Origin of the sequence: Streptomyces sp. NBC_01717 (assembly GCF_036248255.1) — a bacterium.
Taxonomy (GTDB): Bacteria; Actinomycetota; Actinomycetes; order Streptomycetales; family Streptomycetaceae; genus Streptomyces.
In genome coordinates this window covers 1,840,224-1,856,460 of sequence record NZ_CP109178.1, presented here as the reverse complement: position 1 = coordinate 1,856,460, position 16,237 = coordinate 1,840,224, and the positions used below count along the sequence as shown (strand labels likewise).

13 protein-coding genes are annotated in these 16,237 nt (G+C 71.7%); 11 read left to right on the top strand and 2 right to left on the bottom strand.

The window, feature by feature from the left end; translation table 11 throughout:
- Nucleotides 1–84 precede the first annotated feature (84 nt).
- On the bottom strand, nt 85–1,536 hold the full coding sequence (locus tag OHB49_RS08505; protein WP_030971915.1) for a PucR family transcriptional regulator: 1,452 nt from the start codon (nt 1,534–1,536) through the stop codon (nt 85–87).
- Between the two features lie 103 nt (nt 1,537–1,639).
- Here OHB49_RS08505 and OHB49_RS08500 point away from each other — a divergent pair, with 103 nt between their 5' ends.
- The 10 genes from OHB49_RS08500 to OHB49_RS08455 all read left to right on the top strand — a co-directional run bounded on the left by OHB49_RS08500 (nt 1,640) and on the right by OHB49_RS08455 (nt 14,904).
- Nucleotides 1,640–3,178, top strand: a complete 1,539-nt coding sequence (locus OHB49_RS08500) for a purine-cytosine permease family protein (RefSeq protein ID WP_329159189.1) — start codon at nt 1,640–1,642, stop codon at nt 3,176–3,178.
- A 32-nt stretch (nt 3,179–3,210) separates the two neighbouring features.
- Nucleotides 3,211–3,621 carry a YybH family protein gene (locus tag OHB49_RS08495; RefSeq protein ID WP_329159187.1) on the top strand — a complete coding sequence of 137 codons (411 nt, stop codon included), beginning with the start codon at nt 3,211–3,213 and terminating at the stop codon, nt 3,619–3,621.
- 76 nt (nt 3,622–3,697) lie between these two features.
- Nucleotides 3,698–5,143 carry a gamma-aminobutyraldehyde dehydrogenase gene (locus tag OHB49_RS08490; RefSeq protein WP_329159184.1) on the top strand — a complete coding sequence of 482 codons (1,446 nt, stop codon included), beginning with the start codon at nt 3,698–3,700 and terminating at the stop codon, nt 5,141–5,143.
- A 148-nt stretch (nt 5,144–5,291) separates the two neighbouring features.
- The gene (locus OHB49_RS08485) at nt 5,292–5,705 is read left to right on the top strand and encodes a hypothetical protein (protein WP_030971923.1); all 414 of its coding nucleotides are present in this window, start codon (nt 5,292–5,294) and stop codon (nt 5,703–5,705) included.
- Between the two features lie 96 nt (nt 5,706–5,801).
- Nucleotides 5,802–7,928, top strand: a complete 2,127-nt coding sequence (locus tag OHB49_RS08480; protein WP_329159181.1) for a phage holin family protein — start codon at nt 5,802–5,804, stop codon at nt 7,926–7,928.
- A 27-nt stretch (nt 7,929–7,955) separates the two neighbouring features.
- Complete coding sequence (gene ligA / locus OHB49_RS08475; protein ID WP_329159179.1) at nt 7,956–10,070, top strand: NAD-dependent DNA ligase LigA; 2,115 nt, start codon at nt 7,956–7,958, stop codon at nt 10,068–10,070.
- 182 nt (nt 10,071–10,252) lie between these two features.
- A complete protein-coding gene (locus tag OHB49_RS08470; protein ID WP_329159176.1) occupies nt 10,253–11,074 on the top strand; it encodes a rod shape-determining protein in 822 nt (273 codons plus the stop codon).
- A 95-nt stretch (nt 11,075–11,169) separates the two neighbouring features.
- On the top strand, nt 11,170–11,667 hold the full coding sequence (locus tag OHB49_RS08465; protein WP_329159174.1) for a hypothetical protein: 498 nt from the start codon (nt 11,170–11,172) through the stop codon (nt 11,665–11,667).
- A 51-nt stretch (nt 11,668–11,718) separates the two neighbouring features.
- Entirely contained in the window at nt 11,719–14,028 is a 2,310-nt protein-coding gene (gene secD, locus OHB49_RS08460) for a protein translocase subunit SecD (RefSeq protein WP_329159173.1), read from the top strand.
- Nucleotides 14,029–14,160: 132 nt separating this feature from the next.
- Complete coding sequence (locus OHB49_RS08455) at nt 14,161–14,904, top strand: YoaK family protein (protein WP_329159171.1); 744 nt, start codon at nt 14,161–14,163, stop codon at nt 14,902–14,904.
- Between the two features lie 39 nt (nt 14,905–14,943).
- Here OHB49_RS08455 and OHB49_RS08450 read toward each other — a convergent pair whose 3' ends face one another.
- Nucleotides 14,944–15,753, bottom strand: coding sequence for a helix-turn-helix domain-containing protein (locus OHB49_RS08450; protein WP_030971936.1), 810 nt, complete (start codon nt 15,751–15,753; stop codon nt 14,944–14,946).
- Nucleotides 15,754–15,815: 62 nt separating this feature from the next.
- On the opposite strand from OHB49_RS08450, the gene OHB49_RS08445 reads away from it, so the two are divergent.
- Nucleotides 15,816–16,121: a 4a-hydroxytetrahydrobiopterin dehydratase gene (locus OHB49_RS08445; protein WP_030971938.1), complete on the top strand. Its 306-nt coding sequence runs from the start codon at nt 15,816–15,818 to the stop codon at nt 16,119–16,121.
- The last annotated feature ends 116 nt before the right edge of the window (nt 16,122–16,237 follow it).

Here is a 16,237-nt window from a genome sequence, read left to right as displayed (position 1 = left end):
GTTCCCGCCGTCCGGTCCTGGCCATGAGCGTAATGCCGGAGCCGGGCGCGTCCGGCCGCCGCTGTGCCCGGCGACAGGGAGATCTCAGTCCGTGAGCCCCAGCGCGCCCGCCGCCTGGATCGCCAGCCACACCTCCGCCAGCGCTCCTGTCGACGCCAGATCGCGGTCGGTCAGCGCGCCGAACCGCCGCAGCCGGTACGTGAGGGTGTTCGGGTGGATGTGGAGGGCGGCCGCCGCCGCATCCGTGCGGCGGTCGCGCTCCATCCAGGTGCGGGCGGAGACCAGCAGTTGCGAGTCGTGCGCCTCGTCGTAACGCAGTACCGCGCCGAGGACATGTTCGACCAGCGCGGTCAGCACCGCCGGGTCGTCGGGCAGCCAGCGGCCCATCGAATCGTCCCCGTAACGGATCACCGGGCGGCCCGACTCGACGGCCTTCGAGACCGCCCAGAGCGCCTCGCGCTGCGCCACCCGCAGTGCGGCGCCCGGCAGGAACGGGCGGCTCATCCCCGCCGCCACGTCCGGCAGTTCACCGATCCGGTCGGCCAGCTGCGGCGCACCCAGCACATAGCGGTCCTCGCCCCAGGTGAGCAGGAGGTGCGGATGATCCTGGAGACACCGCAGCAGCGCCTCGTCCGTGGTCCGCCGGACCACGATCAGCACGGTGTCGCCCTCGATCGCGTGCCGGGCGAGCCTGCGCCGGGCCGCCTCCGGGTCGAGGACCTCCTGCAGCAGCTCGGCGAGGGTCTCCGCACCCTCCCGGCGGAGCGTCTCGCGTTCGTTGCGCACCATCGCCACCCGCAGCGCCGCCACCGTGGCGATGTGCTGGACGACGGCGAGCCCGGCCGGCTGGGCGCCCTCCCGTTCGTAGGCGACGAGGAACCCCGCCGGGCCGCCGGGCGCCGGAACGGGCAGCACGAACCCGCCGGGCACGGTCGGCGGAGCATCGACGGAGGCGGGCAGGACGCCCGGATCGGGCACGGGCACGCCGGGCAGGAGGGGGCGCCCCTGCGGCGTACAGAGGTAGACGTCGTAACCCGAGAGGCGTTCGAGGCGGCGCAACAGCGTCGGCGTGTCGAGGTCCTCGGCGACCAGCCAGCGCAGTGAACCGAAGACCTGCAGCTGGGCGCCGAGCCGGTGCCGGGCATCCTCCTGGACCGACGCGGCGACCTCCTGGGACACCGCGATGAACGGGACGGCGAGCGGCACCTCCAGGACCGGCATGCCCCGCTCCTCGGCGGCCCGGAAGAAGGCGTCGTGCAGCGGGGGCATGTGCAGCTGTGCCGAGAGGGCCAGTGCGGACACCCCGGCGTCGTCGAGCCGCTCCAGATACGCACGCTGCCCCGCCGCGGTACGCGGCATCGCCAGGCCCGTGGTCATGATCACCTCGGCACCGAGGAGCCAGGGCGTCGGATCGTCCAACTCGCTCGCGTGCGCCCAGGAGACCGAGCGGCCCAGACCGCTGCTGCCCGCCTTCACGGTGAGCTGGAGCGCGGGGTACGAGAGGAGATCCTCAACGGTGAGTTTGTCGCTGGCCACAGACAACAGCGTATCCCTTTGTGATTCTCACAATTGCCGCCCACGGTTCGGCACCACAGACTGAGGGGCCAGTCCCCGTGCATGAACAGTAGGTGGAGCGTCCGTGACTTCCTCGATCACCGAAGTCGAGACCAACGGGGTCGAGCGGATACCAGAGGCGGACCGCACCGCCCGCCCCCTCGACCTCTTCCGGCTCGCCTTCGGCGGCGCCAACACCTTCGCCACCTGTGTGCTCGGTGCGTTCCCGATCCTCTTCGGGCTCTCCTTCTGGCAGGGCCTGGCGGCGACCGTGCTGGGTCTGGTCGTCGGCGCCCTGCTGCTCGCCCCGATGGCGCTCTTCGGGCCGACCAACGGCACCAACAACGCCGTCTCCTCCTCCGCCCACCTGGGCGTGCACGGCAGGATCGTCGGCTCGTTCCTCTCGCTGCTCACCGCGGTCGCGTTCTTCTCGATCTCCGTGTGGTCCTCCGGTGACGCACTCGTCGGCGGAGCCCACCGACTCGCCGGTCTCCCCGAGTCCGATGTGAGCTACGGCGTCGCCTACGCGATCTTCGCCGGACTGGTGCTCGTCGTCTGTGTCTACGGCTTCCGGTTCATGCTGCTGGTCAACAAGATCGCGGTCGTCGCCGCCTCGGCGCTCTTCGTCCTCGGCGCCTTCGCCTTCGCCGGAGACTTCGACCCGGGGTACGCGGGAGCCTTCGCTTCGACCGCCGACCCGCTCTTCTGGCCGGCCTTCATCGGCTCCGCGCTGATCGTCCTGTCCAACCCGGTCTCGTTCGGAGCCTTCCTCGGCGACTGGTCCCGCTACATCCCGACCGCCACGCCGCGCCGCCGGGTCATGGGCGCCGCGTTCCTCGCCCAGATCGCCACCCTGCTGCCGTTCCTCTTCGGCCTGGCGACCGCCTCGATCATCGCCGCCAAGGCCGCGAAGTACGTCGACCCGGCCGCCCCCAACTACGTCGGCGGACTGCTGGCCATCTCGCCCGGCTGGTACTTCCTGCCGCTCTGCCTGATCGCCCTGATCGGTGGCCTCTCCACCGGCACGACCGCGCTGTACGGCACCGGGCTCGACGTCTCCAGCGTGTTCACGCGCTTCAGCCGGGTCCAGTCGACGTTCTTCATCGGGGCCCTGTCGATCGCCTTCATCTTCGTCGGCCGGTTCGCGCTCAACCTCGCGCAGTCCATCTCCACCTTCGCGACACTGATCATCACGTGCACGGCCCCGTGGATGATCGTCATGGCTCTCGGCTACCTCACCCGGCGCGGCTGGTACGACGCGGACGCCCTCCAGGTCTTCAACCGCCGCCAGATCGGTGGACGCTACTGGTTCAACCACGGCTGGAACTGGCGCGGAATGTCCACCTGGGTCATCTCCGCCGTCGTGGCGCTCCTCTTCACCAACCTGCCCGGCCAGTTCGTCGGCCCGCTCGGCAACCTGGCGAACGGCGCGGACATCTCCCTGCCGGTCGGTCTCGCCCTGGCAGCCGTGCTCTACCTCGCCCTGCTCACCGTGTTCCCGGAGCCGCGCGGGGTGTACGGGCCGGATGGGCCCCGGCTCGTCCGGGCGTCGGACACCGAGGTCCCGCCGATCACCGGAGGTCCGGAGGAGTCCCTCGCCGCCGAACCCGCCGCCGCTCACTGAGCGCCCTCCCCGCCCGTAACCAGGAGCCACCCATGAACACGTCCGAGAGCACCCCCGTCCAGGAGATCCAGGCCGCCGCCGATGCGCTCGTCGCCGCCTTCGCGGAGGGGCGCCTCGACGACTACTTCGGTTCCTTCGCCCCGGACGCCACGTTCGTCTTCCACTCCACGCCGCAGCGGCTCGCCTCCACGGCCGAGTACCGCGCGTTGTGGCAGCGGTGGGTGGCCGAGGACGACTTCCGGATCCTGGGCTGCACCTCCACCGGACAGCTGATCCAGCACCTCGGCTCCACCGGCGTATTCAGCCACGACGTCGAGACCAGGATCGCCACCCGGGCCGGTGAGGAGACCGTCCACGAGCGGGAGACGATCGTCTTCGCCCGCGCCGAGGACGGCAGCTGGCCCGCCGTTCACGAGCACCTGTCCGCCCGCACCACCGCCTGACGAGGCGTTCACGGGTGCGGCCGCCCGACCGGGGGCGCACCCGTCACGCCGACCGACCACGAGAGAGACCGGTTCCATGAGCACCACGTTCCGCAATTACATCGACGGCACCTTCGCCGACGCCTCGGACGGCCGCACGCTCGATGTCGTGGACCCCAGCACCGGCGACGTCTACGCCACCTCCCCGCTCTCCGGTGCCGCGGACGTCGACGCGGCGATGGCGGCCGCTGCCGCCGCGTTCCCCGTATGGCGCGACACCACCCCCTCCGTACGGCAGCTGGCCCTGCTGAAGATCGCCGACGCGATGGAGGCGCGGGCCGACGAGCTGGTGGCGGCGGAGAGCCGGGACACGGGCAAGCCGCTCCACCTCACCCGCAGCGAGGAACTGGCCCCGGCCATCGACCAGGTCCGCTTCTTCGCGGGTGCGGCGCGGATGCTCGAAGGCCGCTCGGCCGGCGAGTACATGGAGGGCATGACCTCGATCATCCGCCGCGAGCCGGTCGGCGTCTGCGCGCAGGTCGCACCGTGGAACTACCCGCTGCTGATGGCGGTCTGGAAGTTCGCCCCGGCGCTCGCCGCAGGCAACGCGGTGGTCCTCAAGCCCTCGGACACCACCCCGGCGTCCACCGTGCTGATCGCCGAGATCATCGGCGGCGTGCTGGAGGAGCTGGAGCTGCCCCGCGGCATCTTCAACGTCATCTGCGGCGACCGCGAGACCGGCCGGCTGATGGTCGAGCACCCGACCCCGGCGATGGCCTCCATCACCGGTTCCGTCCGGGCCGGCATCCAGGTCGCGCAGAGCGCGGCCAAGGACGTCAAGCGGGTACACCTGGAGCTGGGCGGCAAGGCCCCGGCCGTCGTCTTCGAGGACGCGGACCTGCAGAAGGCGGTCGAGGACCTGATCGTCGGCGGCTTCTTCAACGCCGGTCAGGACTGCACGGCGGCGACCCGAGTCCTCGTCCACGAGTCGGTCCACGACGAGTTCGTCACCGCGCTCGCCAAGGCCGCCACCGGCACGAAGACGGGCCGACCGGACGACGAGGACGTGCTGTACGGCCCGCTCAACAACGCAGGTCAGCTCGCCCAGGTCAGCGGCTTCATCGACCGGCTGCCGGAGCACGCCAGGGTCGAGGCGGGCGGCCACCGGGTCGGCGACAAGGGCTACTTCTACGCCCCGACCGTCGTCTCCGGCCTGCGCCAGGACGACGAGATCGTCCAGAACGAGGTCTTCGGCCCCGTCATGACCGTCCAGTCGTTCGCCGACGAGGCCCAGGCGGTCGCGTACGCCAACGGCGTCGACTACGCCCTCGCCTCCTCCGTATGGACCAAGGACCACGCACGGGCGATGCGGATGTCCAAGAACCTCGACTTCGGCTGTGTGTGGATCAACACGCACATGGCGCTCGTCGCCGAGATGCCGCACGGCGGCTACAAGCAGTCGGGCTACGGCAAGGACCTCTCCGCGTACGGCTTCGAGGACTACACGCGCATCAAGCACGTCATGACGTCTCTCGACGACTGACCTCCCGCCGCCCCCGCCCCGGGTTCCGCCCCGGCGCGGGGGCGGCGGCGCGCTCCCGCCCCGTACGCCTCCCGTCCTGACATGCGCCTTTTTGTACGAGTGTCGGAGCGGTAGGGTCGCCGGTACGCCTAGCACGGGGGGAACGCCCATGGGGGACGTACGGGACGTACGGGTGGCGGCGATCGCCAGTCTCACACCGCTCGAGGAGCTCGACAGCGACCCGTTCCTCGTGGACACCCGCAGCCAGCAGGCCATGTGCGCCCGGTGGGCCGCGGACAAGGGCTATGTCGTCACGCGCGAGCTGCGTTTCTACGGCCTGCGCCCCGACCACCACGCACTGTGGTCGGATGTCGAGGGCGGCGACATCGAACTGTTCGTGGCCCCCAACGACCGAGTCCTCGCCCGGGCACTGACGTCGGTGCCGCAGTTCGCCGCGGAGTGCGAGCGGCGCGGCGTACGGCTGGAGTTCGCCGGTCTCGACGAGCCGTCGTACAGCAGCCGCACGAAGGCGAGCGTGCACCGCAGGCTCTCCATGCCGACCGCCGGTTACGACGGCTGCTGACCGCCGCCCGGTGCTCCGCGCCGTACGAGCCCCCTGTGAAAGGCTGGGGACGGGCCCTCAGCAGCAACGCGGCCCGGACGTGTGAGGTGGGACGGCGTGAGTGACGGGCGATGGCGAACGGCCGGCAGCGCCCTCGTGCGAGTGATCGTGGTGTGGGCAGTCTCGACCCTCACGATGCTGGTACTCGCCGGGATTCTGCCGGACTTCCAGCTCCAGTCGGACAACGGTGACAGCATCACCAGGATCGCGTTCACGGCGGCCTGGGGCGCGGGCGCGTTCGGTCTGCTCTCCGCGCTGGTCTGGCCGGCTCTCGTCCGGGCACTGCTCATCGTGCCCGCCCTCGTCCTGGGGATGCTGGTCTTCTTCCTCAACGGCTCGCTGCTGCTGGTCGCCCTGCGGCTCACCCCGGACGGGCGCGGCGCCGCCAACCCCGAGACCGCGGTCGTCGTCGCCGCCGTGATGTCCGCCGTCGCCTCCGCGACATCCACCGCGCTCGCCGTACGCGACGACAACGCCTACCGCCGCAGACTCTCGCGCCTCGCCGACCGGCGCCGCCGTCGCACCGGCACGGGCCGGGGCGTGGACACGGGTCGCGATGGACCACCCGGAACGGTCTTCATCCAGCTCGACGGCGTCGGCCACCACGTCCTCGCGCAGGCAGCCGCCGACGGGCTGATGCCCACCGTCGCGCACTGGCTCGGCGACGGGTCGAGCCACCGGCTCACCCCGTGGCGCACCGACTGGTCCAGCCAGACCGGCGCCAGCCAGCTGGGCATTCTGCACGGCAGCAACTACGACATACCCGCCTTCCGCTGGTACGAGAAGGAGACCGGCGACGTCATGGTCTCCAGCAGACCCGCGAGCGCCCTCGAACTGCAGCGGCGCGCCATCGTGCGCACCCATGACGGCGGGCTGCTGACCCTCGACGGAGCCAGCCGCGGCAATCTCTTCAGCGGCGGCGCCGACCAGCTCGCGCTCGTGCTGTCGATGGCCGCCAGGCGCGGCAAGGGCCGCCGCTCACGGGCCGGTTACTTCGCCTACTTCTCCGACCCGGCCAACGCCGTCCGTACCGCGCTGTCGTTCGTCGCCGAGGTCGTCCGGGAGATCGTCCAGTCGACCCGGGCGAGGCTCCGGAAGGACACACCCCGGATCAAGCGCGGCGGGCTCTACCCCTTCATCCGCGCCTTCGCGACCGTCGTCGAACGCGATGTGGTGGTCGCCGCGGTCATCGGCGACATGTTCGCCGGGCGCACCGCCGTCTACGCCGACCTGGTCGCGTACGACGAAGTGGCGCACCACTCCGGGCCGCACAGCCGGGACGCGGAGAAGGTCCTGGCACGGCTGGACCGTTCGCTCGCCCTGATCGTCAAAGTCGCCGAACACACCCCGCGCACCTACCGGATCGTGCTGCTCTCCGACCACGGACAGAGCCCGGGGGAGACCTTTGCGGGGGTGTACGGGCTGACGCTCAAGGAGCTGGTGCGGGCGGGCTGCGGGCTGCCCGTGCCGCGCCGGGCGCAGCATACGAAGAGTGCCTCGGAGGCGCGTGACGCGGTACGGATCGCCCTGCACCGGCCCGTCGAGGAGAGCGCGGTGGAGCACGCCGGACCCCCGTCGGACCCGATCGTCCTGGCCTCCGGCAACCTCGGACTGATCTCCTTCCCCGACATCGACGGACGCGCGGCCCGCGAACAGCTCGACCGCCGGCACCCCGCGCTGCTCCGCACCCTGGCCAACCACCCGGGCATCGGCTTCCTGCTGGTCCGCAGCGAGCGGCACGGATCGGTCGTGCTGGGGCGCGGCGGCGCCGAGATCCCGGTGTCGGAACTGCAGGACGGGGAAGGCCCACTGACCCCGTTCGGCCCGGGCGCGGCGGCCGCGGTGCGGCGCACCGACACCTTCCCGCACGTCGCGGACGTGATGGTCAACTCGATGTACGACCCGGACACGGGCTGCGTGCACGCCTTCGAGGAACAGATCGGCTCGCACGGCGGACTCGGCGGCCGGCAGTCGCTGCCGTTCCTGCTCTGGCCCCGGTCCATGTCGGATCCGGTGGCCTTCCACGCATCGGCGGAGCCGGACGCGGAGCTGGTGGGGGCCGAGCAGGTGCACGAGGTGCTGCGGCGCTGGCTGCGGGAGTGCTCCGGGCCGCAGGTGCCGCTGACGTCCCATGGTGCGGATGACGCGGGCGAGGCGGACGGGACCGTGCAGGCGTCCGGCTGAGGGGCGTTGTCAGTGGTGGGCGGCAGGATGGGGGCCATGACGAACTCAGCTGTTGTGCTCGCCGATGCCGCCGCCTACGCCGCCGCGGTCGAAGAAGCCTCGGCGGCCGCCGCCGCGTACTACGCCACGGGCGAGAGCACGCTCGACGACGACGCGTACGACCGGCTGGTACGCGGGATCGCCGCGTACGAGGAGGCGCATCCGCTGGACGTGCTGGCCGCCTCACCGACCGGCAAGGTCGCCGGCGGTGCAGCGGGCGGGGACGTGCCGCACACGGTTCCGATGCTCTCCCTGGACAATGTGTTCTCCGCCGAGCAGTTCGTCACCTGGACGGCGTCCCTGGAGCGCCGGATCGGCAGACCGGTGGCCGCCTGGTCCGTGGAGCCGAAGCTCGACGGGCTCGCGGTCGCCGCCCGTTACCGGTCGGGCCGCCTGGAGCGCCTGATCACCCGGGGCGACGGCACCGCGGGAGAGGACGTGTCGCATGCGATCGGCACCGTCGTCGGGCTTCCGGAACAGCTCGGCGAGCCGGTGACGATCGAGATACGCGGCGAGATCCTGATGACGAACGAGCAGTTCGAACAGGCCAACACCGTGCGCACCGAGCACGGCGGCGCCCCCTTCGCCAACCCGAGGAACGGCGCGGCGGGAACCCTCCGCGCCAAGGACCGCCCCTACACGGTCGAGATGACGTTCTTCGCGTACGGTGCCCTGCCGTTGCCGGAGTCCGGCGAGCTGACCGGCACCCTGGCCGAACTCCCGCACAGCGAGGTCCTGGAGTACGTCGCCGGGCTCGGTGTGCACACCGCGGCGGACACGGACGTGGCGCCGCGCACCGTCACCACCGTCGAGGAGGTGCAGGCCCGGGTCGAGGAAGTCGCCGCGCTGCGCGCCTCGTTGCCGTTCGGCATCGACGGCATCGTGATCAAGGCGGATCTGGCGGCCGACCAGCGCGAAGCCGGTTCGGGTACCCGGGCGCCGCGCTGGGCCATCGCGTACAAGCTCCCGGCCGTCGAGAAGGTCACCCGGCTCCTCGCTGTCGAGTGGAACGTCGGCAGGACCGGCATCATCGCGCCGCGCGCCGTGCTGGAGCCGGTCGAGATCGACGGATCGACCGTCAGCTACGCCACGCTGCACAACCCGGCCGACATCACCCGCCGCGATCTCCGCCTGGGCGACCGGGTGATGGTCTACAAGGCGGGCGACATCATCCCCCGCATCGAAGCCCCCGTCGCCCATCTGCGGACCGGGGACGAGAAGCCGATCGTCTTCCCGGAGACCTGCCCGCAGTGCGGCTCCGAGATCGACACCGGTGAGCAGCGCTGGCGCTGTGTCCGGGGCCGGGACTGCCGACTGGTCGCCTCCATCTCGTACGCGGCCGGACGCGACCAGCTCGACATCGAAGGGCTCGGGGCGACCCGCGTCGTCCAGCTCGTCGATGCCGGACTGGTCGCCGACTTCGCCGATCTCTTCACGCTCGAACGCGAGCAGCTGCTCGGCCTGGAGCGGATGGGCGAGACCAGCACCGACAATCTGCTGGCCGCCATCGAGACGGCGCGCAGCCGGCCGCTCTCCCGGGTCTTCTGCGCGCTCGGGGTGCGGGGCACCGGGCGCTCCATGTCGCGGCGGATCGCCCGCTACTTCGCGACCATGGACCGGATCCGGGCCGCCGATGCCGATGCGCTCCAGCGGGTGGACGGCATCGGCAAGGAGAAGGCCGCGGCCGTCGTCGCGGAGCTGGTGGAACTCGCCCCGCTGATCGAGAAGCTGGTCGCCGCCCGGGTCAACATGGCCGAGCCTGGTGCGACGCCGCCGCCGGAGCCCGGCGAGGAGAACGCGGAGGGCGCAGCTGCCCCTGCGGACGGCGAGGCGGCGGCCGAACGGCCGCTGGACGGGATGACGGTGGTGGTCACCGGAGCCATGACCGGGGCGCTTGAGAAGCTCTCGCGGAACCAGATGAACGAGCTGATCGAGCGGGCCGGCGGGAAGTCCTCGTCCAGCGTCTCCAAGCGCACCACGCTGCTGGTCGCCGGGGAGAAGGCCGGGTCCAAGCGCACCAAGGCGGAGGATCTCGGCGTACGGATCGCCGCACCGGACGAGTTCGCCGAGCTGATCGCCGAGTTCCTGCCGTCGGAGGTGTGAGGGGCGGAACACTCGGGCGCCCGCCCGCGAGGGTGGACGGACGGCGCGCCGGGCCTTGGATTTTGCCTGAGAGTGGCTTTCTTTGCCTTCTTATTGCATAGTGAGGGCTCGGTCGTGCCTCGCTATCGACGGGTCGACGCGTGTGTGAACGGCTGCTGCGGCAGGCCGGGGGATGAGGGACGATGCATTCTCCGCACGACGGACGGCGACACGGCCGGTGCCTCCGCGACGGATACCGCGGTGTCACCCGCGGACTCGCCCTCGACCTCGGCAGTTCCCGCACCCGCGCCTGGATCCCCGGACTCGGCATCGTCACCGACGCCGAGTCCACCGGTGGCCCCGACGGGTCCGGTCACGTCCGTCCGGTCCGGCGCGGGCGCATCGTCGACCCCGAGTCCTGCGGCCGGATGCTCAGCCGCATCGCCGACACGGCTCTGGGCGCCGACCGGAGCGAGAGCTTGATCGTCCTCAGTCACCCGGTACTCGCCGGGCCCGAACACCGGGCCGAGGTGCGGGAGCTGCTCGCCGCACTCGGGCCGACGAGCATCATCGTGCTGGACAGCGCCAGAGCCGCCGCCGCATACGCCGGACCGCAGGACGGCGGCCCGCTGCTCGTCGTCGACATCGGCGCCGAGCTGACCGAAGTCACCCTCCTGGTCGATGGAATGGTCCGTGACGCCCGCCAGGCCGAGAACGGGCTCAGTGACCTCGGACCCACCGAGCCACCCACCGCCGTCGTCCGCACCGCACTGGACATGATCATGGAGATGTGGCGGCAGGACCGGCACGGCGCGGTCCTCGGAGCCCTGCGCAAGGGGCCGTTGCTCGCCGGAGGCGGTGCGCTGCGCCCCGACATCACCAACCGGATCGCGGTCCGCCTCGGGGTTCCGGTGCGGCTCGCCGACGACCCGACCACCACGGTGGTCCGCGGCGCGGGACTGATCCTCGGCTCCGCGCTCCGGAAGGCCGGCGCGGCACCCGCCCGGCCCGGCCCGGTCAGGTGACCACCTCCCTGGGGCCGCTGCCCGCGGGGTACGCACCTCCGAGACGGCGAACGGCCAGCCCGGCCCCCCGTACGGCGGGCCGAGGGCGTGCCGCGGTGGCCCGTCAGGCCCTGGTCGTGCTCCTCCTCGTCGTGTTCACCGTCGTCGGCGGCGCGTCCGCGGCCATCGCGGCCACCGGAGGCGTAACCCCGCCACGCTCCCTGTCCGGCCCCGAGTCCGCCGCCGCGCACACGCCCGACGCTCCGACGCCCGCCCGGCGCACCGACCTGACCGCGCGCACCGGCCCCCCGCACGACACCCGGTGGACCCGCACGGCCACGGCGACCGGCCACGACCGCACAGACCTTCCGGCCGTTCCCCGCCCCTGGGTCGCCACCGGCCATATCCGCATTCAGCACCAGCTCCCGCCGCCCGGCCCCGGCGGCGCCCTGTTGCCGGGGCCGGGCGACATCCAGGTACCGCTTCCCGCTCGGCAACAGGCGCCGGACGCCCTCTCCTTCTCAGCCGACCGCTTCCGCGTGGCGCTCCCCGGCGTACGGGGCCCTCCGAGGACGGACCGTTCCCTCGGCCACCGTTCTGCTCGACAGATCTGACGGCGCGTCCTCGCCGAGGTGAGGGCGGCCGGCGTCCCTCGGAGGATTTCCATGACTCGCGCCACCTCGGTGCGAGCGGTCCTGGCTGCGGCCGTGCTGCTCGTCTCCGTGCTCATCACGCTGACCATGTCACCCAGACTCGGCCTCGATCTTCAGGGCGGCACCAGGATGGTGCTCCAGGCCGAGGACTCCGCCACCGCGAAGGCGGACCGGGAGAGCACCGACCGGACCCTTGAGGTGCTGCGCCGGCGGATCGACTCGCTCGGCGTCTCCGAACCGACCCTGACCCGGTCCGGGGAGGACCGGATCATCGTCGAACTGCCCGACGTCCAGGACCCGCGCAAGGCCGCCGAAGTCATCGGCAGGACCGCCCAGCTCAGCTTCCACGCCGTCCGGGGCCCGGGTCCGGGCACGGAACTGGAAAAGGGCAAGGCCGCCGGGCTGACGCTGCCCGACGAGGAGGGCCGCCCTCTCGCCCTCGGCCCGGCCCGGCTCACCGGCGCGGGCGTCAAGGACGCCGGGGCCTCCTTCGATGCCCAGCAGGGCGCCGGCTGGACCGTCGCCCTCGACTTCCACAAGGGCGCGGGCCGGGACTGGACCAGGCTGACCGGCGAAGCCGCCTGCCATCCCGCTCAGGACGAACGGCGGCGGGTCGCCATCGTCCTCGACGACCGGGTCATCTCCTCGCCCCAGGTCGCCCCGTCCGTCGGCTGCAACGTGGGCCTCCCGTCCGGCTCCACGCAGATCACCGGCTCCTTCGGCGCCGACGAGGCCCGCGATCTCGCGCTGCTCATCAAAGGCGGCGCGCTGCCCCTCCCCGTCGAGATCGTCGAACAGCGGACCGTCGGCCCGACGCTCGGCGCCGCCGCCATCGACGCCAGCGCCCGGGCCGCCCTCATCGGCGCCGCCGCCACCGCCCTCTTCATCACGTTCGTCTACCGGCTCTTCGGCGCCCTCGCCGCAGTGGCCCTGGCCGCGTACGGAGTCATCTCGTACGCCGCACTGGTCGCCCTCGGAGTCACCCTCACCCTCCCCGGACTCGCCGGATTCGTCCTCGCCATCGGGATGGCGGTCGACGCGAACGTGCTGGTCTTCGAACGCGCCAGAGAGGAGTACGCGGAACGGACCGGCCGCTCCCTGCGCTCCGCGATGACCGCCGGGTTCCGTAACGCCTGGAGCGCGGTCGCCGACTCCAACGTGACCACACTGATCGCGGCCGGTCTGCTCTTCTTCCTCGGCTCGGGACCGGTCAAGGGCTTCGGGGTCACGCTCGCCATCGGAGTTCTCGCGTCGATGTTCTCGGCGCTGGTCATCGCTCGCGCCCTCACCGAGATCGCGTCCCGCTCGCGGTTCGTCGGTGACTACCGGGGGGTCAACGGCATCGCACGCCCCGGACGCGTACGGACCTGGCTGGCCCGGCGTGACCCGCAGCTGTTCCGGTCCCCCCGCCGCTGGCTGCTGATCTCCACGGCGCTGATCGCCGTCGCGGTCCTCGGCATCGTCGTACGAGGTGTCAACCTGGGCGTGGAGTTCACCGGCGGCCGGCTCGTCGAGTACTCCACCAGCCGGCCCGTCGACGTGCAGACCGCCCGCACCGTCCTGGCCGGAGCGGGATTCGGCGACGCCGAGGTCACCACGGCGGGCGCCGGCGACCTCTCGGTACGTACGGGAGACCTCGACAACCACGAGGAGCATGCCCTGCGTGCCGCCCTCGCCGAGGAGGGCGGCCACACCACCAAGGTCCGCGACGAACTCATCGGACCCAGCCTCGGCGACGAACTCCGGCGCAATGCGCTGATCGCACTCGCCGTCGCCGTCCTCGTGCAACTCGTGTATCTGGCGGTCCGGTTCCGCTGGACGTTCGCCCTGGCATCGGTCGCCGCGCTCGTCCACGACGTCATCCTGCTGGTCGGCGCGTTCGCCTGGCTCGGCCGCACCGTCGACGGCATCTTCCTGGCCGCACTCCTGACCGTCATCGGCTACTCCGTCAACGACTCGGTGGTCGTCTTCGACCGGGTCCGCGAACTGTGGGCGAAGGCACGCCGCGAACCCGTGAAAACCATCGCCAACCGTGCCGTCGTGCAGACGGTGCCCAGAACCGTCAACACCGGCATGGGCGCCCTCTTCATCCTGGCCGCCCTCGCCGTGCTGGGCGGCGACTCCCTCGAGGACTTCGCGCTCGCCCTGCTCATCGGCATCGGCGTCGGTACGTACTCCTCCGTCCTGACCGCCGTACCGGTCGCTCTCACCCTGGAGAAGAGAGCCAAGACCCCGCCGCCCGCCCGCAAGCGCGCCTCCGGACGCACGTCCGGCGCGGGAGCGAAACGCCGGGACCCGCTCGACAACGGGGCGCGCGTATAACCGCTTCGCGCTCCCACGACGTGTGCCGCCCCCGCCCAGCGGTGCGGGGGCGGCACACGCTGCGGCGGTCCTGCGTTCCGCGCCCCGCTCACGGCACAATCCTGATTCCGTCCCGGTGATTGGAGCGTGCCCATGCCCGTCCTGCTGCGTGACGCCTGGGGCACCCTCGTGCCTGACATGAGCGACCGGCACGGGCCCCTGCCGCCCCTGATGCTCGCCCTGACCGTCGTCACCGGCCTGGTCGACGCCGTCAGCTATCTGCAGCTGGGCAGGGTCTTCGTGGCGAACATGACCGGCAACGTGGTCTTCTCCGGCTTCGCGTTCGCCGGGGCCGCAGGCTTCTCGCTCGCCGCCTCGCTCGTCGCGCTCGCCGCCTTCGCCACCGGGGCGCTGCTCGGCGGCCTGCTCGTGCACCGCACGCACGCCCACCGGGGCAGAATGCTCCAGTACGCGCTCCTCGCCGAGACCGTGTGCGTCGCGGCCGCCCTGATCGTCACGGTGGTGTCCGGCACTCCGTTCGTGGGAGGGGCCCGCTTCACCCTCATCGTGCTGCTCGCCCTCGGCCTCGGCGTGCAGAACGCCGTCTCCCGCGCTCTCGCGGTTCCCGACCTCACCACCACCGTGCTGACCCTCACGATCACCGGCATCGCCGCCGACAGCCATCTCACCGGAGGAGGCGGCAACAGGGCCGGCCGGCGGGTGGTCTCGGCCTGCGCCATGCTGCTCGGCGCCGTCGTCGGAGCCCTCGCCGTCCTGAACGGACACCCGACGCTGCCCGTGCTGCTCGCCGCGGTCATCCTGGCCGCGGCGAGCGCGGCCGCGACCGTCCTGGCCCGCACCGACGCCCCGTGGACCCGCCCCCTCGCCAAGAAGTGACACCTCGTGCCCGGCCGGGGACGCACGTGACGGCGGACCTCAGGAGGCGAGCGAGCGCAGATACGAGGCGGTCTCCTGATCGGCGGGCAGGAACGTCTCGATCGCCAACTCGGCCACCGTGACATCCATCGGCGTGTTGAACGTCGCGATGGACGAGACGAACGACAGCACCCGCCCGCGGTACTCGATCACCAGCGGCAGCGCGAACGACAGCGCCGAAGACGGCCCGGCCGGCTCGTCCCGACCGTCGGCGCCCTCCGGCACCGGATAGGCGGCGACCTCCTCGTACAGTTCACGCAGCTCCGCCGAACGGGCCAGCGCGATCTGACGCTCCATCTGGGCCAGCAGATCGGCCCGCCACGCACGCAGGTTACGGATGCGCGGAGCGAGACCCTGCGGATGGAGGGTGAGCCGCATGGCGTTCAGCGGTGGCGCGAGCAGATGCTCCGCGACCCCTTCCAGCAGCATCGCGATGCCTCGATTGGCCGCCACCACGGTGTAGGTGCCGTCGACGACGAGCGCCGGATACGGGTCGTACCCCTGCAACAGCTGGTCCATGCCGTCGCGCAGCGCGCCCATCGCCGGGTCGTCGAGCGCGGTCTCCGCGTAGCGTGGCGCGTAACCGGCCACCAACAGCAGGGCGTTGCGTTCCCTGACCGGGATGTCGAGATGATCGGCCAGCCGCAGGATCATCTCCTCGCTGGGGCGCGAGCGGCCCGTCTCGATGAACGAGATGTGACGGGCCGAGGAGTCGGCGCGCAGGGCCAGCTCCAGCTGACTGATCCGCCGCTGCTGACGCCAGCTGCGCAGCAGTGGCCCTACCCCCGTGTCTAGCGCGACAGTTGTCATACGGAGACCGTAACGTCACCGCCACCGCCCATCAGCAACCGACCTCGTGAGGGAGCCGCCCCGTGCCCACCGAACCGCTGTCGCAGAAAGAGATCGAGGACCGGCTGAGCGAGCTGCCCGGATGGGCGCTGGAGGGTGACCGGATCACCCGCACCTACCGGCTCGCCTCGCACTTCGCCGCCGCCGCACTGGCCGTCCATGTCGCTCAGATCCAGGACGAGCTGAACCATCACTCCGATCTGACGCTCGGCTACAACACTGTTGCCCTGGCGGTGCACACGCACGATGCGGGCGGTGTGGTCACCGAGAAGGATCTGACGCTGGCGGCTCGGGTGGAGGCGGTCGCTGCGGTGCACGGCGCGCACTGACGAGACGCGAGTGACGCCGGTGACGGAACGGGGGGCGCAGCGCACGGTGCGATGTCACGGCGGCGGAACCAGGGCGCCGCGCTCGTCAGGGCGCCGCGCCGAACCCGGGGTGCGCG